The organism is Bartonella machadoae (assembly GCF_022559585.1).
Classification (GTDB): Bacteria; Pseudomonadota; Alphaproteobacteria; order Rhizobiales; family Rhizobiaceae; genus Bartonella; species Bartonella machadoae.
The window spans coordinates 216820-239357 of the sequence record NZ_CP087114.1 but is presented as its reverse complement, the minus strand read 5'-3'; the positions used below and the strand labels follow the sequence as shown (position 1 = coordinate 239357).

Below are 22538 nucleotides of genomic sequence, written 5' to 3'. Positions count from 1 at the left end.
TCTATAATGCCCTCTTCTTTAAGATAAAAGACCCTAGAAATACATCTTTTCTAAAAAATATACAGATCTTCAGCATTAAATTTATAGTATATTGGTCAACTTCTATAATCGCCATTAATCATAATGTACTCTTTCGTCAAATCGCAAGACCAAACTGTCGCTTTACCAACGCCTAAACCGATATCAACACGAATTGTGATGTGTTTACCTCGCATATACGTCCCTATTGTCTCTTCGCAATATTCAGGATCTCGCTCACCATTAACTGCTAAACGATGTTCACCAAACCAAATTGTCAAAAGATCACGGTCTACTTCCACCCCTGCCTTACCAACTGCCATAACCACCCGCCCCCAATTAGCATCTTCACCAGCAACAGCTGTTTTTACAAGTGGTGAATTTGCAATTGATAAGGCGATGGTTTTAGCAGCTTTATCTGTTGTTGCACCAATCACATTGACCTCAATTAAGTGGCGTGCACCTTCTCCATCACAAACAACTTGTAAGGCAAGCTCATGTAAAAGTGCACTTAAGTGTTTTGAGAACACCTCATAACGCGGATCAGTTTGACATGTAATGCAAGGAAAATTTTCTTTTCCTGTCGCAAACATCATAAGTGTATCTGATGTCGAGGTATCGCTATCGACAGTAATTGAATTGAAAGAATCCTGAACAGCCTCTGATAACAGGGATTGAAGGATATGCGAAGAAATACCTGCATCACTTATGACAAAAGAGAGCATTGTTGCCATATCTGGTGCAATCATACCAGCACCTTTTGCAATTCCATTAATGGTAACAATCTCTCCCCCACACTCAAATCTGCGTGTTGCAAGTTTTGGAAATGTATCAGTCGTCATAATAGCTTTTGCAGCTTCCAACCAATTCCCTTCTTTTGCTGTCTCCACCATAGTTGGTAAAAGATTGACAATACCCGATGCATCCATTGGCTCACCAATAACACCTGTAGAGGCTATAAAAACTTCATTTTCTCTAGCTGCCAAAACACGCGCAGCTGCACTCATGATTTCATTTGTTGTATGTCTCCCTCTGCCTCCCGTAAAAGCATTTGCATTCCCCGAATTAACAACAATACCCCTAGCAATCCCATGAGGAAGTGAGGCACGGCAATGCTCTACAGGAGCAGATGGGCATTTTGAACGCGTAAAAACACCGGCCACACTTGCTGGTTTATCAAATATAATAAAAAGAAGATCCGTACGACCTTTATATTTAATTCCAGCTTCAGCTGTTGCTATCCGCACACCAGATAATGGCGGAAGCTCTTGTATGTTTTTAGGGGATAAAGGAGATATCTTTAAAGTCACAGTCTATGTTCCATAAAAACAGATAAGGCAGGTGCAAACACATGATTGCTAACAAATAATCCCTAACAAGCAAATGCTAAGATTTTTGAACGTGATAAATCTCTTAAATCACCAAGCAAAAATATTATCCCCTTTTTTCTCGCTATTCTGTATCTTCTTCATCCGATGTTTCATTGGGAAGTGGTGTTCCATTCTGGTTAAGCGATTCCATCAGTTTTGTAACATTAGGATCAGGATATTTCACATCTAACTTGTTGCGTAAATCAACAATCAATTTTTGGTAACGCTCTTTTATCAGTTGTGTACGCAACATCTCTTTAACATCATCAAAGACAGGAGGTTGTTTTAAGCGACGATCTTCTACTTTAATAACATGCCAACCAAAAGGACTTTCAACCGGTTTTTTAGTGTATTCGCCAACTTTCAAACCAAATGCAGCATCCTCAAAAGGCTTGACCATTTGACCATGGCTAAAGTAACCAAGATCGCCCCCAACAGCAGCAGAACCATCTGTTGAACTCTTTTTTGCAATCTCTTCAAAACTTTCCCCTTTACTTAAACGCTTAATGATCGCTTCCGCTTCTTTTTTCGTTTTGACCAAAATATGACGCGCTTTAACTTCATCTTCTTTCGGTAAAGAAGCAACTTCTTTCTTATAAAGAGCTTCCAAATCAGTATCTGAAATCTGATCAACAACTGTCTGTTTAAAATAAAGCTGCTGAAGAACATTGTTACGCATAACTGCCATACGTTTATCATAAGCTTCTGTCTTATCAATGCCCTCACTGATTGCTGCTTTAGCAAGTACCTGCATATCCAAATAAGCTTTTAAAACCATTATACGACGTTGTTCATCAGGAAAACGTGCTAAATTAGGATTTATCTCAAGCGCTAACTCATCCAATTGTCCTGCTGTAATATTTTTTCCATCAACAATTGCCATAATATGAGAGGGAGCAACTGTTTTCTCAGAAGCTTTCTCTAAAGTCTTCAAATCATTCGATGATGAATTCAAACTTTCTTGTGCTATCACCCTTAAACTCGTACTTGCCAATAGGGCGGATGTTAAAAAAAGCATGATAAAATTGAATTTCATAAATATACTCCTTAAAAGTGAAAGCTGGTTCGAGATTCTCGTTTTCTTTACCATAGCATTTTAATCTCTAAATAGAGATAAATAAATCAGTAATTTTACTTTAAAAAGCATAAACTTGTCCTTTTATCTCAGTTTATTGCACCCTATCTCATGTTAATGGGAAATATGATAGTGTAAAAAATGACATATTACATTCAAAATTACTTGGTATTGTATCAATTAAATAGCATGACTAAAGTTGACACGGTGCATTTAGCCTCCTATCTCTACGTTACAATTAAAGTGATAAATTGCACATCAACAAGTATAATGGTACCATATACATCCTATATTAATTGCCTTAGGAGTTGCTTGGGGAATTGCTTGAAGGGTGCGAAGTATGGGGATAGCTATGTGTCTACCCAACGATAATGATAACAATTAAAAGAAAGGACCAGAGATGGTCGGTTTAGGTGTTTTGGCGCGTAAATTATTTGGCTCTGCTCATGAGAGACGTCTCAAAGTTCTTCGTCAAAAAGTTATACAAATTAACGCTTTGGAAGAACAGTTCGTGAAATTAAGCGATGCGCAACTTTGTCAGAAAACTGAGGAATTTCGTAAACGTCTCAGAGAAGGTGAAACCGTTGACTTGCTCCTACCAGAAGCTTTTGCAACCGTTCGTGAAGCAGCAAAACGTGTTTATGATATGCGTCCTTTTGATGTACAGCTCATTGGTGGAATGGTGCTGCATAACTGTGGCATTGCGGAAATGCGTACAGGTGAAGGAAAAACATTAATGGCAACTCTGCCAATTTACCTCAATGCATTGGAAGGTAAAGGCGTTCATGTCGTTACGGTAAACGATTATCTTGCGAATCGTGATGCTGAAACAATGGGAAAAATTTTCGGGTTTTTAGGTCTCACAACAGGTGTGATTCTCCATGATCTTGATAATGATGCCCGTCGAGAAGCCTACGCATGTGATATTACCTATGCAACAAACAATGAATTGGGGTTTGATTATCTGCGCGATAATATGGCTTTTGATCGTAGTCAAATGGTTCAACGTGGGCATCATTACGCAATTGTTGATGAAGTTGATTCGATCCTCATTGATGAAGCGCGTACTCCCCTTATCATTTCTGGTCCTTTAGAAGATCGTACAGACTTCTATAATCTTATTGATACATTTATCCCTGCTTTAATTCCAGAAGACTATGAAATAGACGAAAAACAAAAGACAACAACCTTTACTGAAATTGGTACTGAAAAAATTGAAAAAATGCTTGAACAAGCCGGATACCTTAAAGGTGAGAGTCTCTATGATATAGAAAATGTTGCTATCGTCCATCATGTCAATAACGCCCTAAAAGCCCATAAACTGTTTGTCCGTGACAAAGATTATATTGTTCGCAATAATGAGATTGTTATTATTGACGAATTTACAGGCCGTATGATGCCAGGACGGCGTTATTCCGAAGGACTCCATCAAGCTCTTGAAGCCAAAGAGCATGTTGCCATCCAACCAGAAAATCAGACACTTGCTTCCATCACTTTTCAAAATTACTTCCGTATGTATAGAAAATTATCTGGAATGACTGGAACCGCAACTACAGAAGCTGAAGAATTCAGTAATATTTATGGTCTCGACGTTGTAGAAGTCCCCACGAATTTACCAATACAACGTCTTGATGAAGACGATGAAATTTACCGAACAGCAGAAGAAAAATACCGTGCTATTGTGCGTGATATCCGTCAAGCACATGAAAAGGGACAACCTATTCTTGTTGGAACAACATCTATTGAAAAATCAGAGCAATTGGCAGAACGTTTGCGAAAAGAAGGTATTACTGACTTTAGAGTCTTAAATGCCCGCTATCATGAGCAAGAAGCATATATCATTGCACAAGCTGGAGTTCCTGGAGCTTTAACCATCGCAACCAACATGGCTGGTCGTGGAACCGATATACAACTTGGTGGGAATGTTGAAATGCGTATCCGACAAGAATTACAAGATATGCCTGATGGAGAAGAACGAGCAGCTAAAATTAAAGAAATTAAAAAAGATGTTAAGTGCCTCAAAGAAAAAGCATTAGCTGCTGGTGGTCTTTATGTTATTGCTACGGAACGCCATGAAAGCCGTCGTATTGATAACCAGCTACGTGGTCGTTCTGGTCGCCAAGGTGATCCGGGTCGCTCAAAATTCTTTCTCTCGCTTCAAGATGACCTCATGCGTATCTTCGGCTCTAACCGTATGGATGGCATGTTGCAAAAACTTGGATTGAAAGAAAATGAAGCCATTACCCATCCATGGATTAATAAAGCTCTTGAAAAAGCACAAAAAAAAGTTGAAGCACGAAACTTTGAAATTCGTAAAAATTTGTTAAAATATGACGATGTCATGAATGATCAACGAAAGGTTATTTTTGAACAGCGTATGGAAGTCATGAATGCAGAGGATCTAACAGATACGATTCTTGAAATGCGCAATGAAGTGATTGAAGACCTAGTGGAAACCTATATCCCATTGGGAACATATTCTGAAAAATGGAATGTGAAAGCGCTACAAGAGGAAATTCATCAACTCTTCAATCTTGAGCTTCCAGTAGAAGAATGGGCAAAAGAAGATGGAATTGCTGAAGAGCAAATTTTACAGCGCATATCAGATGCTGTTACAAAATGTGACAATGAACGGACTGAACGCTACTCTCCAGAAGTTATGGCTTATTTTCATAAAGCCATATTACTTGAAACCATTGACACTTTATGGCGTGAACATTTGGTAAGTTTGGACCATTTACGTTCTGTTGTTGGTTTTCGTGGTTATGCACAACGTGATCCACTCAATGAATATAAAACAGAGTCTTTTGAACTCTTTCAGTCCATGCTTAGAAATTTGCGCAGAATTGTTACTTCTAAAATCATGCGTTTTGAAATCATTCAGCAATCTACAGATCCCCTCACATCTTTGCAAACAGATGCTGATAACCCTTTTCCAAATGATCAACCTGTTCCCAATAATCAAGGAGAAGAAAATATTTCTACCTTGTGGACACGAACACAAGGAAATAAAATTGTTAATCCGAAAGACCGTGATCCAAATGATATAACCACCTGGGGAAAAGTTGGGCGGAATGAGCGTTGCCCTTGCGGTTCAGAGAAAAAATATAAACACTGTCATGGATCCTTCGTTTAAAAAACAGTGAAAAATATGAATAAAAAGCGAAACTATGAGCAAGAATTGCGCACCGCAGGTTTAAGAGTCACCCGTCAAAGGCGTATTATTCTCGATATTTTAACGGATACAGATGATCATCCGAACGCGTTTGAAATTTTTCAGCGCGCCCATAAAATAGATTCTAGTATTTCACTCTCAACTGTTTACCGAACCATGAAAACATTAGAAGGAAATGGAACAATTCATCGCCATACTTTTAGTGGTGGTCCCTCTCGTTTTGAGCAAGCAGATGAGCAACACCATGATCATCTCATCGATGTAGATACAGGACAAGTTATTGAATTTCAGTCTGATATCATTGAAAAAATGCAAGAAAAAATCGCAAAATCCCTTGGTTATGATATTATTTACCATCGTCTTGAACTTTATGGGAAAAAACGCAATTCTTAAATTAATGATCTTATATATATCGCTAAAGAACGCTTCATGAAAATGAATCTTTATACGAGTTCACCTTTATAATTTATAGTTTTCATTGGCAGAGAAGTTTTTCTGCTTTATTACCCCTGTTTATAGGATGCTATAAAATAATCAATCGTTAGTATTATTAACAAATTAGGCTAATATTGTCATGGTTTCTTTGCCTCAAGATCGTATGCGACAGCTTGAAAAACGCTTTGAAATAATTGAAAGCCAGATGGCTGAAAATCCCAATGCTGAAACATATGTAAAACTCGCTTCTGAATATGCAGAATTGCAACCAATCGTTACCTCCATACGTGCCTTAAACGCTCTTTATAAAGAGAGTACAGAACTGGAAACCCTCATCAGTGATAAACGAACAGATATAGAGATGCGTAATCTTGCTCAAGAAGAGTTACCATTATTATGTCAGAAGATGGAACAACTTGAAAAAGAGCTCCAGATTCTTCTTTTACCCAAAGATGTTGCTGATGAAAAAAGCGCTATTATTGAAATTCGAGCAGGAACAGGTGGGTCAGAAGCAGCACTGTTTGCCGGTGATCTTTTTCGTATGTATGAGCGTTATGCCAATATGCATAATTGGAAAGTTGAAGTCGTTTCCCTCAATGAAGGAGAAGTTGGTGGATATAAAGAGATTATTGCAACCATTTCAGGTAAAGGTGTTTTTTCTAAACTGAAATTTGAATCAGGTGTTCATCGTGTGCAACGCATCCCTGAAACGGAAACAAGTGGACGTATTCACACATCTGCTGCTACTGTTGCCGTGCTTCCAGAAGCTGAAGAAATTGATATCGAAATTCGTCCTGAAGACATTCGCATCGATACAATGCGCGCATCTGGAGCAGGAGGACAGCACGTTAATACAACGGACTCAGCTGTTCGTATCACGCATATTCCAACAGGAATTATGGTTGTGCAAGCAGAAAAATCACAACACCAAAACCGTGCACGTGCACTGCAAATTTTACGTGCACGCTTATTTGATATCGAACGACAAAAAGCAGAAAGTGAACGTTCAGCTTCCCGTAAAAACCAAGTTGGCTCTGGTGACCGCTCGGAACGTATTCGTACCTATAATTTTCCTCAAGGACGTATTACAGATCATCGTATTAATCTTACTCTGTATAAGCTTGACCGCGTTCTAGAAGGAGATCTTGATGAACTTATTCATGCACTTATCTCCGATCATCAGACAGCACTCCTTATGGAAATGGATAACAATGGATGAACGCGTACACTCTTAATGATGCCATCCGAAAAATACAAAAAAAATTGCATAATCAAGGAATTTCTGAGGCTAATCTTGAGGCAAAAATACTTGTTGAATGGATAACAGGTACAAATGCCTTTGAAAGAATTTCCCAACCAGACTTGGGCCTTTCTTGTGAGCAAATGACACAATTAGAACATGCTGTACAACGACGCCTTTCTGGAGAACCAGTCTATCGTATGATTGGAAAACGAGAATTTTATGGTCTATCTTTTACACTCTCCAAAGAGACCTTAGAACCACGCCCTGATACAGAAACGCTCGTAGATCTTGTTTTACCATACCTTACAAAACATAGTGAAAAATCCCAAAAAATAACATTTCTTGATATGGGAACAGGAAGTGGTGCTATTGCTGTTGCAATTCTTAAACACATTCCCCAATCCTTTGCCGTGGCTGTCGATATTTCTGAAGATGCTCTCAAAACAGCGACACAAAATGCGAAGAATACTGATGTTATAAATCGTTTTACCCCCCTACTCAGTGATTGGTTTGATTCTGTAACAGGTCAATTCGATCTTATCGTTTCCAATCCACCTTACATTCCAGAAAAAGAAATCCAAAATCTTGCAAAAGAAGTGCGACTCTATGATCCTTTGCGCGCTTTAAGTGGTGGTAAAGATGGTCTTGATTTTTATCGAAAGCTCGCTCATAAGGCAAAAAACTATTTGAACACAAAAGGTTTTGTCGCTGTCGAAATAGGCTACTCTCAAGAAAAAGAAGTTTGCCGTCTTTTTGAAAAAAATGGCTTCAAGTGCTTAGAAATGCGCAAAGATCTCAACGATATACCTCGCGCACTTCTTTTTGCATGTAGCCCTTAAAATTCCCAATCATCATCCGTGGTAGCAACTGCCTTGCCAATGACATAAGAAGAACCGGCACCTGAAAAAAAGTCATGATTTTCATCAGAATTTGGTGACAACGCCGCTAAAATAGCAGGATTAACGCGGCAAACCTCAGGGGGAAAAAGAGCTTCAAAACCTAAATTCATCAGGGCTTTGTTTGCATTATAATGAAGAAAAACTTTAACATCTTCTGTCAATCCAAGTGCATCATAAAGATCTTCTGTATATTTGCATTCAATATTGTAAAGATCAAAAAGCAAATTAAAAGCAAAATCTTTCATTTCTTGCCTTGCAGCTTCATCAAGTTTTGCAAAACCCAATTGAAATTTATAGCCTATATAATAACCGTGGACAGCTTCATCACGAATGATAAGTCGAATGAGATCTGCTGTATTTGTTAATTTAGCGCGACTCGCCCAATACATGGGTAAATAAAAACCAGAATAAAATAAGAAACTCTCCAGAAAAGTTGAAGCAATCTTCTTCTTTAGCGGATCATTGGCTTCATAACGTTCAAGCACTAATCTCGCCTTTTTTTGCAAATGGACATTTTCCTCTGACCATCTAAAAGCATCATCAACTTCCACTGTTGAACACAAGGTTGAAAAAATAGAGGAATAAGAACGGGCATGAACCGCTTCCATGAAGGCAATATTTGTTAACACTGCCTCCTCATGCTCTGTTATCGCATCAGCCAACAGTGAAATGGCTCCTACCGTATTTTGAATCGTATCTAGAAGCGTTAATCCCGTAAAAACACGAATTGTTAATTGACGTTCTTCCTCAGTCAAACTTGCCCATGAAGGAATATCATTAGAAAGCGGAACCTTTTCAGGCAACCAAAAATTTCCAGTTAAGCGGTTCCAGACTTCAAGATCTTTCTCATCATGCAATCTATTCCAATTGACAGCGGAAACAACAGGATTCTTAGTTGTAATCTTTGTCATGTGATTCTCTCCTATAGACTACACGAAACACAGCCATCCACCTCTGTCCCACTCAACGCAACTTGCCGTAACCGTACATAATAAATACTCTTTATACCCTTTTTCCAAGCATAAATTTGCGCGCGGTTAATATCACGTGTGGTGGCCGTATCCGGAAAAAATAATGTTAATGAAAGACCTTGATCAACATGCTGTGTAGCAGCTGCATAGGTATCAATAATTTTTTCAGGACCAATCTCATAAGCGTCTTGGTAGAAATGCAAATTCGTATTGTCCATGTAAGGAGCGGGGTAATAAACGCGTCCAATTTTCCCCTCCTTGCGAATCTCAATCTTTGAAGCTATTGGATGAATAGAAGATGTTGCATGATTAATATAGGAAATAGATCCTGTAGGAGGAACAGCCTGTAGATTGCGATTATACAGTCCATACTCAACAACTAAATCCTTGAGTTCCTGCCAATCCTTTTGGTTTGGTATAGCGATATTATTCCGTGCAAAAAGCTCTTGTACAAGGGCAAACTGTGGTTTCCACTCTTTTTCAAGATATTTTGCAAAAAAACGACCATCTGCGTAAGCTGATTTCTCAAATCCTACAAAGACCTTTTGGCGTTCGCGTGCAATTAAATTGGACGTACGTATCGCGTGATACGTTACAATATAAAAATAGATATTGGTAAAATCAATCGCTTCTGGAGATCCATAATAGATCTGTTCACGCGCTAGAAAACCATGCAAATTCATTTGTCCCAAACCAATTGCATGACTCTCAGCATTCCCCTTCGCAATCGAAGGGACACAAGCAATATTGCTCATATCAGAAACAGCCGTAAGAGCACGAACAGCCGCTTCTACCGTCTGCCCAAAATCACGACTTTCCATTGCTTTTGCAATATTCATCGAACCAAGATTACAGGATATATCACTTCCAATAGTGCGATAAGTTAAATCTGTCTCCAGTTCACTCGCTTCACTTACCTGCAAAATTTCTGAACATAAATTGCTCATACTTATTCGCCCAGCTATTGGATTGGCTCGATTGGCTGTATCCTCAAATAAAATATAAGGATAACCTGATTCAAATTGGATCTCTGCTAATGTCTGAAAAAAAACACGTGCGCTTATTTTCTTTTTACGAATCTTGGCAGTATCAACAAAAGAGCGATAATGCTCCGTTAAAGAAATATCACTAAAAGGTTTCCCTGTAACACGCTCAATATCATAGGGTGAAAATAGATACATATCCTCATTATTACGTGCAAGCTCAAAAGTAATATCAGGAATCACCACACCAAGCGAAAGTGTTTTGATTCTGACTTTCTCATCAGCATTCTCACGCTTTGTATCTAAAAATTTCATAATATCTAAATGATGCGCATGTAAATAAACAGCACCAGCTCCTTGGCGCGCACCAAGTTGATTGGCATAAGAAAAAGAATCTTCCAAAAGTTTCATCACAGGTAGGACTCCTGAAGATTGGTTTTCTATTTGCTTGATTGGTGCCCCAGCTTCTCGCAAATTGGTCAAACAAAGTGCTACACCTCCACCACGTTTTGAGAGTTGTAAAGCTGAATTGACCGAACGCCCTATCGATTCCATATTGTCTTCAACACGCAACAAAAAACATGAGACCAATTCACCACGTTGCTTTTTTCCTGCATTCAAAAATGTCGGTGTTGCCGGTTGGAATCGACCTGTAATAATCTCGTCTACTAAAATTTCAGCAAGCGTTTTATTCCCTTGAGCTAAATACAAAGCGACAAGGCAAACGCGGTCTTCATAACGCTCAAGATAGCGTTTTCCATCAAAAGTTTTTAGTGTATAGCTGGTATAATACTTAAACGCACCCAAAAAAGTAGGAAAACGAAACTTAAATGCATAAGCACGTTTAAAAAGCTTTTTGATAAAAGAAAAATCATAAAGCTCAAATAATGCTTTTTCGTAATAACCTTCTTCTATCAAATAATCTATTTTTTCCTTCAAGTTATGAAAAAATACTGTGTTTTGATTAACATGCTGAAGAAAATATTGTCGTGCTGCAAGTCTGTCCATATCAAATTGAATATGACCATTTTCATCATAAAGATTAAGCATTGCATTCAACGCATGATAATCCATAATCTGACCTGATTTTTGCGATTGTTCTATACCAATTGTTTCCAAAATTTTTCCAATCCCTTCTTCACACAAATAACATCTTCATCCGTTCCACGTAACTCAAAACGATAAAGACAAGGTACGAAACATTTTTCAGAAATGATCTTACTGGCTAAATTATAATAGCGACCAAAATTGCGATTCCCACCACCAATAACACCACGAATCCATTTGCGGTTTTCTATCTCATTGAGGAAACGGATAACTGCTTTCGGAACAGCCCCTCTCCCTTCACCATCTGCATAGGTAGGAACAACTAATATATAAGGCTCATTAACTAACACAGATGGGTTTTTCTTATCAATCTTGAAAAGTCGTTGATCAAGCTGAGAAACAAAATGTTCAGTATTACCCGTTGCACTCGAATAATAAACAATAAGTCCCATTAAACACAAAGACCGCTAATCATATCTGGTCTAAAACCAGACCAATGATTTTCACCACAAACAACCACAGGAACCTGACGATATCCTAGAGATTGAACAAAAGTATATGCTTGTTCATCACGAGAAATATCGACTACACGATAATGAATACCTTTAGCATCAAAGGCACGACGCGTAGCATCACATTGAACACAAGATGGTTTGCTATAAATAGTGACCGGCATTTTCTTCAACTTTCAAAATTTTAACAAATAAACCCTTAAAGGGTTTCTTCTGATAACTTCATCAATACTCAAGGAAACAAAAATAGGAATCGTACACAAACACAGAGGGGCTATACCTCTTGACCTCTTGTCAACAACACATAGCCTCCTGAACACAACAGTAATCCCCATCAAATAATTTAAAAACTATGATGAAAATAAACAATTATTCTACAACTTAAATGGCAAATTCCCTTAAGTTTAAAACAATCTTTTGCTTGCATTACAATTCCCTCCTACTGTCTGAAAAACCAAACACCTGCGGCTACTTCCCGTAGCTTATCTTTACTCTTTCATGACGAAAACAAAAGGAGACTCCTTCGAGAGAGATACTCCCATAGAGATACAACTCTCCTTTTTGTCAATAAACTCTTTAATGATTATAGTACGGAAATAACTTAGATACCAAACGAAACACACTTTTACCCTCACCTGTGCTTATTTAGAATCAACAATCATTCTGATACTATATATAGTATACACACTCTCTTTTTCGTCAAGGAAAATTCAATTATTATTTTGAATTGTCCACGATCTTCTCACTAAGATTTTTAACTCTCAACACATATGTAATAATATAACATTTTTATTGACAAGCGTTATATTATAACATAACTTTTTGAGATCAAATAATTTAAGGTGGAATTATGAGTCTGCATTTCAACAATGCAACATTAGGCTATGTAAATAGGACAGCTATCAAAAACTTCTCAGCAAAATTAAAAGCTGGATCGTTGGTAGCAATAATAGGTGATAATGGTGCGGGAAAATCTACACTCCTAAAAGCTGTAGCCGGATTGATTAAACCTCTCAAGGGCCAAATTACAAAACCGAAAAAAAGTCGGATTGCTTATCTTGCCCAGCAATGTGATATAGATCAAACATTTCCCATTGATGTAAAATCACTTATAAAAACGGGATTATGGTCTTTTTGTGGATTATGGAAAAGTCATCGCCCTTATGATTCTAAAATCCAGAATGCACTTGAAATGGTTGGACTTACAGCACTTGCTTCGCGTTCACTTGATACGCTCTCAGGCGGCCAATTACAACGCGCCCTTTTCGCACGTATTATTGTACAAGATGCCGATATTATTTTGCTTGATGAACCTTTCAATGGTGTAGATCGTAATACCCAAAGGGACCTCCTTGCGTTAATCACACACTGGCAACAACAAGGACGAACAGTTCTTACAGCACTCCATGATCCTGTTGTCGTGCAAGAATATTTTCCTCATATAATTCAAATTAAGAGAGAAAATGCCTTTTATGAAGAAACACAACAGTTTTTCCATAATAACATTCATCACGTGATACCATCTCTCTCATCACCTTCTTTCGATATCAGCATATTAAAACAATACTTCCCCCTCGATGATTCTCGTTCTATAAGGCTATAATAGGTGTACGCATTTTTCCTTGCCCCCTTTATTGATTTCCATTTTATGCAAAGCGCCCTTATCGGTTCAGTTCTACTGTCCATCAGTGCCTGTCCTGTTGGTGTATTTTTGATGCTGCGTGGAATGAGTTTAACAGGAGATGCTATATCTCATGCTATCCTTCCCGGTGTTGCGATTGCTTTTCTCCTTTGTGGATTTTCGCTCCTCTCTATGACACTTGGTGGTATCTTAGCTGGTATCATTGTTGCTTTAGCAACCGCTTTGATTTCACGAAATAGTTTTCAAAAAGAAGATGCAACAATGACAGTCTTTTATCTTATTGCACTCGCAGCAGGTGTCATAATTGTTTCTCTTAAAAATTCAACGATTGATCTGCTTCATCTCTTATTCGGCTCAGTGCTTGCACTTGACACACAAGCTCTCTTGTTCATTACCACTATAATGCTGATCACAATATGCTGTCTTTACACTTTCTGGCGCGCACTGGTATTAGAAAGCTTTGACCCCCTCTTTTTTAAATCACTCTCTCCACTCAGTAAATATGTTCATATATCCCTGCTTATCCTTGTCGTATTAAATTTGGTTGGTGGTTTCCAATCACTAGGAACCTTGCTTTCTGTTGGCATTATGATGATTCCAGCCATTACTGCCCGTTTTTGGCTTTCTCGTCTTGGCCCTATTTGTATACTCTCTATCCTCTTAGGAATCGTTGCAAGTATCTGTGGACTCCTGCTTTCTTTCCATCTGTCCCTTCCCTCCGGTCCTGCTATCATCATTGCTGCTGGATTTATTTATCTGCTCTCCTGCTTCATAAGTCCACGTGGACTTATTGTCGCATGGTTTCCTCGTCTCTTTTACACATCCCTCCCTATCTTAAGGAAATAATATGCCTAAATTTATACAACAATTTGTTCTGCTTGGAACTCTTTTCTTGTTTGTCCTTTTTCCATTTTCTGCTGCTGCGCACAACAAGATTAAAGTTGTTGTAAGCTTTTCCATTCTTGCAGATTTAGTAAAAAATGTAGGAGGCGATCATATTTCTATAACGACCCTCGTTGGCCCTAATGCGAATACCCATACTTATGAACCTAGCCCCCGTGATGCTAAAATTCTTAGAAATGCTCACATTATTTTTATCAACGGTTTGCATTTAGAAAGTTTCATGGATCGTCTCATCACAGCAAGCGGGACAAAAGCGCTTCTTGTCGAAGTGAGTGCTAACATTTCTCCCCTCAAAATTCAAACGCAAGAACACACTTCCCACCAACATCACCATCACAGTGATCTTGATCCACATGCTTGGCAAACTCTTCCTAATGTTGAAATTTATACCAAAAATATCGCTGCTGCTTTATGCAAAATCGATCAAAAATCCTGCGCGAGCTACCAAAGAAATTCCAACATCTACATCCAAAAGCTTAAAGCAACACAAGAAGCACTTACAAAAAAGATTGCGACTATCCCAACAGAGAAGCGTATTATTATTACATCTCATGATGCCTTTGGCTATTTTGCACAAGAGTATGGTTTCACCATACTAGCACCCCAAGGCGCTTCAACAGAAGCTGAAGCAACAGCAGCCGATGTAGCCAAACTTATCAAACAAATTAAAGCGAATAAAGCAACCGCCCTATTCGTTGAAAACATCTCTAATCCCCGCCTCATAAAGCAGATTTCAAAAGAAACAGGTTTAAAAATTGGTGGAACTCTATATTCCGATGCATTATCGGACGAAAATGGTCCTGCTGCAACGTATCTTGATATGATGAAACATAATGTTAAAACCATTATTGATGCGATAACAAAAAGCTAAAACGAGTCTACAAAGAAGTGAATAAAAATATGTAAAATTATAGAGATATAACTTACAATCTTACCAATAATGGTAAAATGGTGTGCAATACTGAAATAATTTATTGAATAAAAGCATGATAAGAAATGGGATTATGGATGTTTTTTGTTTATGCCGCGCCTAAAAAATACATTCTTTTTTTGGAAAAAATAAATTCAAAGACTTCAATAACCTTCTCTCAATGATATTTATAGTTGGTATCCTTCATCTTTCTTTTTGCCTTGCCATTTAAACTCTTTTGTTTTTTATTCGACGTTTACAGAATTGTATCATTATTAATATACAATCATTCTGATAAAGGAAAAATTGTAGGTTTCAACAAATTCGTTTGACCTTTTGGTGGTTCCTGTTTAAATGAATCAACATATTTCTGAAACAAAACTGTCATGGCATGTTCATGTGTAATACTATAAATCTGGGGAAACCCTGTATTTCATCACTTCAAAAAGGGGGATCCATGAATCGTTTTTATCTTTCTATAGCAACATTTACGGTTGCTATCAGCATGGCAACAGTGGGTTTTGCGCAAACAACAATTAGTTTTTGGCATTCCATGAGCGGTGAACTAGGAAAACAAACTGAACATCTTATTAACGACTTTAATGCCAGCCAATCTGATTACAAAGTTGTTCCTTCATTTCGTGGTGAATATGAAGAAGGCATGGTTTCACTCATAGCAGCATTTCGCGGAAAGCAACAACCCGTTCTTGCCCAAATTTATGAAATTGGTACCGGAACAATGATGGCTGCCAAAGGTGCTGTTTATCCCATTTATCAACTTATGGCTGATACAAAACAAGAATTCGATCCTACTGATTATTTACCTGCTATCAGTGGTTACTATTCTGATGTTCAGGGGCGAATGCTTTCTATGCCATTCAATGCTTCAACACCAATCCTTTATTATAATAAAGATATCTTTAAAAAAGCAGGACTTGATCCCGAGACCCCCCCTAAAACATGGCAAGATGTAGAAAAATTTTCCAAAAAAATTCTTGAAACTAAAGCGGCAAGTTGTGGTTTTACAATGTCTTATGCCTCTCAATGGATTGGTATAGAAAATTTTTCGGCATTACATAATGTCCCTTTTGGAACAAAAGAAAATGGTTTTGGTGGACTCGATTCAAAGCTTACCTTTAATGGGCCTTTACAGGTGCGCATGTGGACTGATCTTAAAAAATGGTCTGATCAAGGTATTTTCCGCTACGGTGGTCCTGCCGGCGCATTAGATTCAACACCAATGTTTATGACACAAAATTGTGCCATCTTCATGCAATCTTCAGGGTCTCGTGCTGGAATCCTTTCAGAAGCGCAATTCAATGTTGGATTTGCTCTACTGCCCTACTATGATGACGTAAAAGATGCGCCTCAAAATTCAATTATTGGTGGTGCCTCTATTTGGGTTTTGAAAGGCCATACCTCTAAAGAATATGAAGGCGCTGCTGCTTTTCTTAAATATCTCTCAAGAGCAGATAATCAAGCTAAATGGCACCAGATAACAGGTTACCTTCCAACAACAAAGGCTGCTTATGAACTGAGTAAAAAACAGCATTACTACGATAAAAACGCCGGTGCCGATATTGCCATTAAACAGATTAATCTTAACCCACCAACTGTTAATTCAAAGGGCATAAGATTTGGTAACTTACCACAAATTCGTTCTATTCTTGATCAAGAATTAGAAGCTGTCCTTAGTGGTTCAAAGACACCAAAAGCTGGATTAGATGAAACCGTTAAACGTGGTAATAAACTCTTACGTGAATTTGAAAAAGCCAACCATTAAGGTGTCGTTGTTATTATAAATATCAAAAATTTAACCAAACAGTCAGACCCTTTTCGTTCTTTTTTATTCACTCTTCTAAACTCTTTGTATTAAAGAACCCTCTGAATGCAAGAAAAACAAGTATATTTTAAAAACAGTTTGCTTTCCTATTGGCTGCTTTTACCTCAACTCATTGTGACTTTTTTGTTTTTCTTGTGGCCTGCTGCTCAAGCAATAAAATCGTCTTTCGAGCGTGAAGATCCTTTTGGATTTACAACAACCTTTATTGGTTTTGAAAATTATGTAACAATTCTCTCTGATCCAGCTTATCTAAAATCACTTCTTACAACTGCAATCTTTTCTATTTCGGTTACTGCCGTTTCAATGTCGCTATCGCTTCTTTTTGCTGTCTGCGTTGATCGTGTCATCCGCACAAAAAAAGCTTATACAACGCTTTTACTTTGGCCTTATGCTGTTGCTCCAGTATTAGCAGGTATTTTATGGTTGTTTATCTTTCATCCAACTATTGGCGTCATCCCTTTTCTTTTAGAGAAAATCGGTATCGTATGGAATTATCGTATCAATGGCACTCACGCAATGATCCTTATTGTGATTGCAGCCAGCTGGAAACAAATTTCTTATAATTTTCTTTTTTTTCTTGCCGGACTCCAGTCTATTCCACGTTCCCAAATAGAGGCAGCCGCAATTGATGGTGCTAGCCCTTTTAAGCGATTTTGGACTGTGGTTTTTCCACAGATTTCACCAACAACTTTTTTTCTTCTTATCGTCAATATTAACTATGTTATGTTTGATACATTTGGTATCATTGATAACATAACCTCTGGTGGTCCTGCGCGTGCAACAAGTACCCTCGTCTACAAAGTGTATGATGATGGTTTTAAAAATCAAATAATAGGTGCATCAGCAGCACAATCAACAATATTAATGTTGATGGTTATTGTTTTAACGTTTATTCAGTTTCGCTGGATTGAACGTCGTGTGCAATATTAGGAAGCGAATTATGGTTGAAAATCGCCCTATTCTAAAATTTCTCACCCATCTCATTCTCATTGTTGGTATTCTTATTATTTGCTTTCCAGTTTATGTTGCAATCATTGCGTCAACCCATAGTTCAGCAGCATTTAGCTCAGAAATACTCCCTCTTTTACCGGGAAAGCACGCTCTAGAGAATTATAAAATGATCTTTGGTGATGGTCTTGCGCAACTTGGCTTGCCAAAGCTGTGGCCACTTTTAATAAACTCACTCATTATGGCACTTGGTATTAGTATTGGAAAAATTATTATTTCGCTCTTTTCTGCTTATGCAATTGTTTACATGCGCTTCCCTTTTCGAAAAACTGCTTTTGCTCTTATTTTTATCACTTTAATGCTTCCCGTCGAAGTGCGTATTATTCCAACATATGCAGTTGTCGCACAATTAGGCATGATAAATACCTATGGTGGTATGATTATTCCACTTATTGCATCAGCAACTGCTACATTTTTATTTCGACAGTTTTTTTTAACTGTTCCTGATGAACTCTTAGAGGCTGCTCGTGTTGATGGGGCTGGACCATTTAAATTTTTTAAAGATATTCTCCTTCCTCTTAGCAAAAGCAATATCGCCGCTTTATTTATTATTATGTTCATTTATGGGTGGATACAGTATCTTTGGCCTCTTATCGTGACAACTGATCAAAATCATCAAACTATTCTTATTATTCTAAAGCAACTTGTCGTAGAATCACTTCAACATGATCCTCAATGGAATATCCTTATGGCAGTATCGGTCGTTGCAATGGTCCCACCTGTTCTTGTTGTTATCTGCATGCAACAGCTTTTTATCAAAGGCCTTATTGAAACGGAGAAGTAACTGTGGCCATAATCCAGTTATCAAATATAAAAAAACAGTATGAAAACGGTATTCTGGTCATTGAGGATTTAAACTTAACGATTGCTGATAGCGAACTTCTTGTTCTTGTCGGCCCTTCAGGATGTGGTAAATCAACTTTGTTACGTATCATTGCAGGACTTGAACAAGTGACCTCAGGTGAACTCTATATTGATAACGAACGTATCAATGATCGAGAACCTGCTGATCGTGATATTGCTATGGTTTTTCAAAATTATGCCCTTTATCCCCATATGACAGTACGTGGAAACTTAGAATATGGTCTTAAAAATCGTAAAACGCCTAAAGATGAAATAAACAGACGTATTGCACACGCTGCAAAACTTTTACAAATTGAGCCATTCCTTGATCGTAAACCACGACAATTATCAGGAGGACAACGCCAACGTGTTGCAATGGGGCGCGTGATTGTCCGTCAACCACGGGTCTTTCTTTTTGATGAACCTCTCTCAAATCTCGATGCGAAATTACGGGCACAAATGTGTATTGAGATTAAAACTCTACAGCGTTCACTAGGCACAACAAGCCTGTATGTCACCCATGATCAATTAGAAGCCATGACTCTAGCCGATAGAATCGTTGTTATGAATAATGGCGCTATCGAGCAAATTGGAACACCAATGGAAATTTATGATTCCCCAGCAACAATATTTGTTGCTGATTTTATTGGTTCTCCCCCTATGAATTTTCTTGATCGCCAAACCTTAGAACAACACTTAGGTCATTCATTACCTTACAATGAAAAAACTGATCTTTTGGCCTTCAGACCAGAAGTCATCTTATTGGGAGAATATCCAGATCAAGGACCTGTCTTTCATACAGAAATTGAACTTATCAAACCTGTCGGAACAGGATGCCATGTCTTAACACGTTGGAATGATAATATTTTTACCATTGAAATAAAAGAGCGACTTACAAACGATTATGGTAAAAAACTCAGTTTCACCGTTGCTCAGCAAAATTTTCATACTTTTAATAAAACCAATGGAAAACGCACAAATAGTAACTAGAGTGAAAATCTTGATCGTATAAGAAATCTCATTAAATATTTCTTACATTCAACTCTATTTTTTAAAAAAGGCACTCTTTTGTATTATAGATGTATGCTTTTATCTCTTCGACCGCAATTGTAATGCTAAATCAGGTTGATCTGTTGTGATGTAATGTACAGGCATATCAAGCCAATACGATAACCGTGCTCTTCCATTAATTGTCCACACCCCTACAGTAAAACCAGCATCAAGCGCAGATTCAATAAAATGCCGTGAGACAGTGGAGCCATTTAAACTCAGATCAGAATACCCCAATTGTTTCCACTCAGAAAAATGATGATACATATCACCTTCAAAGCTATCAATGCATGGACCAGATGGTATTCCTGCTTCAATAAAGGGACGAAGACTTACAGGATCAAAACTAATTGCCGAAACCCGATTTTCTAAATTTCGATTTTTTATCAACGTAAGTGCTTTTTGAGATAAAATCATTTCACGTTCAACTTCACCACATGTTTTGATTTCAAGATGTAGTGCAACATTGGTTGGTGCTAAAAGATCAAGCAGTTCTTCTAATAAAGGAGGACATTCACTACTTCCTTTTACACAAAGTTGTTTGCGCGTTTCATTATCAATATCGTGAATATATCCTTCTTTGCCAACCAATTGTTCTAAATGAAAATCGTGAAAGACAACCACTTCACCACTTTTAAGCAGATGAACATCGCATTCAACTTCATCTACTCCCAATGCAATTGCATGACGAAACGCAGAAAGGGTATTTTCAGGATAAAGATGCGCTCCACCACGATGGGCAACAATTTTTTTCTTAGACATGCAAAACTTCACACTTCTCAAATTTCAATCATTGGTTAATTTATAATCAAGGAATGTTTTTTAAAAATCATCCCAGATCAATAACAATCTTTTTTAAATTCTCTTTTCCTGATGACTCCACTCAAATATAAAATTTTAAAATAACGCTCTCTTCTTAAAAGCTTTAGATTTTATTTCAATCATTCCCATTCAATAGTACCAGGAGGCTTTGAAGTTATATCATATACAACACGGTTAATACCTCTTACTTCGTTAATAATGCGTGCTGCTGTTTTGCTTAAAAACTCCATATTATAGGGATAAAAATCAGCAGTCATTCCGTCTACAGATGTTACAGCACGAAGAGCACAAACAAATTCATACGTGCGCCCATCGCCCATCACACCAACTGTCTGCACAGGAAGGAGAACAGCAAAAGCCTGCCAAATTTCATCATAAAGACCAGCTTTACGGATTTCATCAAGATAAATAGCATCTGCCTCACGTAAAATTTCTAATTTTTCACGCGTTACTGCACCTGGACAGCGAATCGCAAGACCGGGACCTGGAAAAGGATGACGGCCAATAAACTGCTCAGGTAATCCTAATTCTCGCCCTAGCGAACGAACTTCATCCTTAAACAGCTCACGCAAAGGCTCTACAAGTTTCATCTGCATCCGTTCTGGTAATCCACCTACATTATGATGACTTTTAATAGTTACTGACTCACCAATTGCTGAAACACTCTCAATGACATCTGGATAAAGCGTGCCCTGCGCTAAAAACTCTGCGCCTCCAATCTTTTTCGTCTCCTCTTCAAAAACTTCAATAAAAAGACGACCAATCGTTTTGCGCTTTTTTTCTGGATCTGTTTCTCCTTCTAAAGCATTGAGAAACAGATTGGCGGCATCAACATGAATAAGCTCTATATTATAATGATCTCGGAATAATGTAAGAACTTCTTCCGCCTCATTCTTGCGCATCAACCCATGATCAACAAAAATACAGGTCAGTTGATCTCCTATTGCTTCATGAAGAAACACAGCCACAACGGATGAATCCACACCACCGGAAAGACCACAAATAACACGGTTTTTGCCAACTTTTTTCCGTATCGTAGCAATTGCCTGCTCACGATAAGAGGCCATTGACCAATTACCTTTAAGACCAGAGATTTTATAAACAAAATTTTGCAAAAGCTTTGCACCATCCGGTGTGTGAACAACTTCAGGGTGAAACTGCACTGCGTAAAAGCGTCTTTTTTCATCAGCAATAGCTGCATAGGGTGCTCCTTTTGACGTTCCTATGACATGAAAACCCTCTGGTAAAGCTGTTACACGATCACCATGGCTCATCCATACTTGATAACAAGAGCCTTTTTCCCATACACCGTCAAAAAGTGCACTCTCCTCTTGCACTTCTAAAAAAGCGCGTCCAAATTCACGCTCATCGCCAACTTCAACTTTTCCTCCAAGCTGAATACACATCACTTGTTCACCATAACAAATACCAAGAATTGGGATCCCCATTTCAAAAACTTCTATCGGAACACGTGGCGAGCCAACATCAATAACAGAATAAGGACTCCCTGATAAAATAATAGCTTTAGGTTTCTGCTTAAGACCTTCTAGAGCGGACTGAAAAGGAATAATTTCACAATAGACACCCATTGCTCGCACCCGCCGGGCAATAAGTTGTGTTACTTGTGAACCAAAATCAATAATAAGAACAGTGTCTGGATGTGCTATGCTCATAGGAAACCAATCAATCATTATAAAAGGAAACTCATAAGACTTATTATTCAATCTTTCTCTTTTCACAAGCCTATCCACTTGAGAAAAATATTTTTCTTATAAAATTTAAGATAAAA

Annotated in this window: 18 protein-coding genes and 1 pseudogene; 11 read left to right on the top strand and 8 right to left on the bottom strand. The window is 37.9% G+C overall.

Annotated elements, in window-relative coordinates; genetic code table 11:
• Positions 1 to 95 precede the first annotated feature (95 nt).
• On the bottom strand, positions 96 to 1328 hold the full coding sequence (gene argJ, locus LNM86_RS01200) for a bifunctional glutamate N-acetyltransferase/amino-acid acetyltransferase ArgJ (RefSeq protein ID WP_241438100.1): 1233 nt from the start codon (positions 1326 to 1328) through the stop codon (positions 96 to 98).
• A 142-nt stretch (positions 1329 to 1470) separates the two neighbouring features.
• Positions 1471 to 2424: a peptidylprolyl isomerase gene (locus LNM86_RS01195; RefSeq protein ID WP_241438099.1), complete on the bottom strand. Its 954-nt coding sequence runs from the start codon at positions 2422 to 2424 to the stop codon at positions 1471 to 1473.
• 439 nt (positions 2425 to 2863) lie between these two features.
• Here LNM86_RS01195 and secA point away from each other — a divergent pair, with 439 nt between their 5' ends.
• The 4 genes and pseudogenes from secA (at position 2864) to prmC (ending at position 8155) form a co-directional block, all read left to right on the top strand.
• Positions 2864 to 5599, top strand: a complete 2736-nt coding sequence (gene secA / locus LNM86_RS01190; protein WP_241438098.1) for a preprotein translocase subunit SecA — start codon at positions 2864 to 2866, stop codon at positions 5597 to 5599.
• Positions 5538 to 6031, top strand: a pseudogene (locus tag LNM86_RS01185) (Fur family transcriptional regulator). Before secA ends, LNM86_RS01185 begins: the two are co-directional and overlap by 62 nt.
• A 181-nt stretch (positions 6032 to 6212) precedes the next feature.
• Entirely contained in the window at positions 6213 to 7292 is a 1080-nt protein-coding gene (gene prfA, locus LNM86_RS01180; RefSeq protein ID WP_241438096.1) for a peptide chain release factor 1, read from the top strand.
• Entirely contained in the window at positions 7289 to 8155 is an 867-nt protein-coding gene (gene prmC / locus LNM86_RS01175; RefSeq protein WP_241438095.1) for a peptide chain release factor N(5)-glutamine methyltransferase, read from the top strand. The genes prfA and prmC overlap by 4 nt, the downstream gene beginning before the upstream one ends.
• Here prmC and nrdF read toward each other — a convergent pair.
• Genes nrdF through nrdH form a run of 4 tightly spaced genes read right to left on the bottom strand, consistent with a single transcriptional unit; the run spans position 8152 to position 11892 of the window.
• On the bottom strand, positions 8152 to 9126 hold the full coding sequence (nrdF, locus tag LNM86_RS01170) for a class 1b ribonucleoside-diphosphate reductase subunit beta (protein WP_241438094.1): 975 nt from the start codon (positions 9124 to 9126) through the stop codon (positions 8152 to 8154). The genes prmC and nrdF overlap by 4 nt on opposite strands.
• 11 nt (positions 9127 to 9137) lie before the next feature.
• The gene (nrdE, locus tag LNM86_RS01165) at positions 9138 to 11288 is read right to left on the bottom strand and encodes a class 1b ribonucleoside-diphosphate reductase subunit alpha (protein WP_241439038.1); all 2151 of its coding nucleotides are present in this window, start codon (positions 11286 to 11288) and stop codon (positions 9138 to 9140) included.
• Positions 11270 to 11668 (bottom strand): class Ib ribonucleoside-diphosphate reductase assembly flavoprotein NrdI, encoded by a 399-nt coding sequence (gene nrdI, locus LNM86_RS01160; RefSeq protein WP_241438093.1) that lies wholly within the window; start codon positions 11666 to 11668, stop codon positions 11270 to 11272. Before nrdI ends, nrdE begins: the two co-directional genes overlap by 19 nt.
• Entirely contained in the window at positions 11668 to 11892 is a 225-nt protein-coding gene (gene nrdH / locus LNM86_RS01155) for a glutaredoxin-like protein NrdH (RefSeq protein WP_241438092.1), read from the bottom strand. The genes nrdI and nrdH overlap by 1 nt, the downstream gene beginning before the upstream one ends.
• A gap of 686 nt (positions 11893 to 12578) precedes the next feature.
• Here nrdH and LNM86_RS01150 point away from each other — a divergent pair.
• The 7 genes from LNM86_RS01150 to LNM86_RS01120 all read left to right on the top strand — a co-directional run bounded on the left by LNM86_RS01150 (position 12579) and on the right by LNM86_RS01120 (position 19867).
• Positions 12579 to 13331: an ABC transporter ATP-binding protein gene (locus tag LNM86_RS01150; protein ID WP_241438091.1), complete on the top strand. Its 753-nt coding sequence runs from the start codon at positions 12579 to 12581 to the stop codon at positions 13329 to 13331.
• Between the two features lie 3 nt (positions 13332 to 13334).
• Positions 13335 to 14216: a metal ABC transporter permease gene (locus LNM86_RS01145; RefSeq protein ID WP_241438090.1), complete on the top strand. Its 882-nt coding sequence runs from the start codon at positions 13335 to 13337 to the stop codon at positions 14214 to 14216.
• A 1-nt stretch (position 14217) separates the two neighbouring features.
• Entirely contained in the window at positions 14218 to 15144 is a 927-nt protein-coding gene (locus LNM86_RS01140) for a metal ABC transporter solute-binding protein, Zn/Mn family (protein WP_241438089.1), read from the top strand.
• A gap of 496 nt (positions 15145 to 15640) precedes the next feature.
• Positions 15641 to 16966 (top strand): sn-glycerol-3-phosphate ABC transporter substrate-binding protein UgpB, encoded by a 1326-nt coding sequence (ugpB, locus tag LNM86_RS01135; protein WP_241438088.1) that lies wholly within the window; start codon positions 15641 to 15643, stop codon positions 16964 to 16966.
• A 105-nt stretch (positions 16967 to 17071) separates the two neighbouring features.
• On the top strand, positions 17072 to 17956 hold the full coding sequence (gene ugpA / locus LNM86_RS01130; protein WP_241438087.1) for a sn-glycerol-3-phosphate ABC transporter permease UgpA: 885 nt from the start codon (positions 17072 to 17074) through the stop codon (positions 17954 to 17956).
• A gap of 10 nt (positions 17957 to 17966) precedes the next feature.
• Complete coding sequence (ugpE, locus tag LNM86_RS01125) at positions 17967 to 18818, top strand: sn-glycerol-3-phosphate ABC transporter permease UgpE (protein WP_241438086.1); 852 nt, start codon at positions 17967 to 17969, stop codon at positions 18816 to 18818.
• Positions 18819 to 18820: 2 nt separating this feature from the next.
• Entirely contained in the window at positions 18821 to 19867 is a 1047-nt protein-coding gene (locus tag LNM86_RS01120; RefSeq protein WP_241438085.1) for a sn-glycerol-3-phosphate import ATP-binding protein UgpC, read from the top strand.
• Positions 19868 to 19966: 99 nt separating this feature from the next.
• Here LNM86_RS01120 and LNM86_RS01115 read toward each other — a convergent pair whose 3' ends face one another.
• Together LNM86_RS01115 and guaA are read right to left on the bottom strand one after the other, a co-directional pair.
• Positions 19967 to 20689 (bottom strand): glycerophosphodiester phosphodiesterase, encoded by a 723-nt coding sequence (locus LNM86_RS01115; RefSeq protein WP_241438084.1) that lies wholly within the window; start codon positions 20687 to 20689, stop codon positions 19967 to 19969.
• 179 nt (positions 20690 to 20868) lie between these two features.
• The gene (guaA, locus tag LNM86_RS01110) at positions 20869 to 22422 is read right to left on the bottom strand and encodes a glutamine-hydrolyzing GMP synthase (protein ID WP_241439037.1); all 1554 of its coding nucleotides are present in this window, start codon (positions 22420 to 22422) and stop codon (positions 20869 to 20871) included.
• Positions 22423 to 22538 lie beyond the last annotated feature (116 nt).

Excerpts from the sequence above, each read along its gene's own strand:
- LNM86_RS01195 (WP_241438099.1), bottom strand. The coding sequence starts at position 2,424 with ATGAAATTCAATTTTATCATGCTTTTTTTAACATCCGCCCTATTGGCA.
- secA (WP_241438098.1), top strand. The coding sequence starts at position 2,864 with ATGGTCGGTTTAGGTGTTTTGGCGCGTAAATTATTTGGCTCTGCTCAT.
- prfA (WP_241438096.1), top strand. The coding sequence starts at position 6,213 with ATGGTTTCTTTGCCTCAAGATCGTATGCGACAGCTTGAAAAACGCTTT.
- prmC (WP_241438095.1), top strand. The coding sequence starts at position 7,289 with ATGAACGCGTACACTCTTAATGATGCCATCCGAAAAATACAAAAAAAA.
- nrdF (WP_241438094.1), bottom strand. The coding sequence starts at position 9,126 with ATGACAAAGATTACAACTAAGAATCCTGTTGTTTCCGCTGTCAATTGG.
- nrdI (WP_241438093.1), bottom strand. The coding sequence starts at position 11,668 with ATGGGACTTATTGTTTATTATTCGAGTGCAACGGGTAATACTGAACAT.
- nrdH (WP_241438092.1), bottom strand. The coding sequence starts at position 11,892 with ATGCCGGTCACTATTTATAGCAAACCATCTTGTGTTCAATGTGATGCT.
- LNM86_RS01150 (WP_241438091.1), top strand. The coding sequence starts at position 12,579 with ATGAGTCTGCATTTCAACAATGCAACATTAGGCTATGTAAATAGGACA.
- LNM86_RS01140 (WP_241438089.1), top strand. The coding sequence starts at position 14,218 with ATGCCTAAATTTATACAACAATTTGTTCTGCTTGGAACTCTTTTCTTG.
- ugpB (WP_241438088.1), top strand. The coding sequence starts at position 15,641 with ATGAATCGTTTTTATCTTTCTATAGCAACATTTACGGTTGCTATCAGC.
- ugpA (WP_241438087.1), top strand. The coding sequence starts at position 17,072 with ATGCAAGAAAAACAAGTATATTTTAAAAACAGTTTGCTTTCCTATTGG.
- ugpE (WP_241438086.1), top strand. The coding sequence starts at position 17,967 with ATGGTTGAAAATCGCCCTATTCTAAAATTTCTCACCCATCTCATTCTC.
- LNM86_RS01115 (WP_241438084.1), bottom strand. The coding sequence starts at position 20,689 with ATGTCTAAGAAAAAAATTGTTGCCCATCGTGGTGGAGCGCATCTTTAT.
- guaA (WP_241439037.1), bottom strand. The coding sequence starts at position 22,422 with ATGAGCATAGCACATCCAGACACTGTTCTTATTATTGATTTTGGTTCA.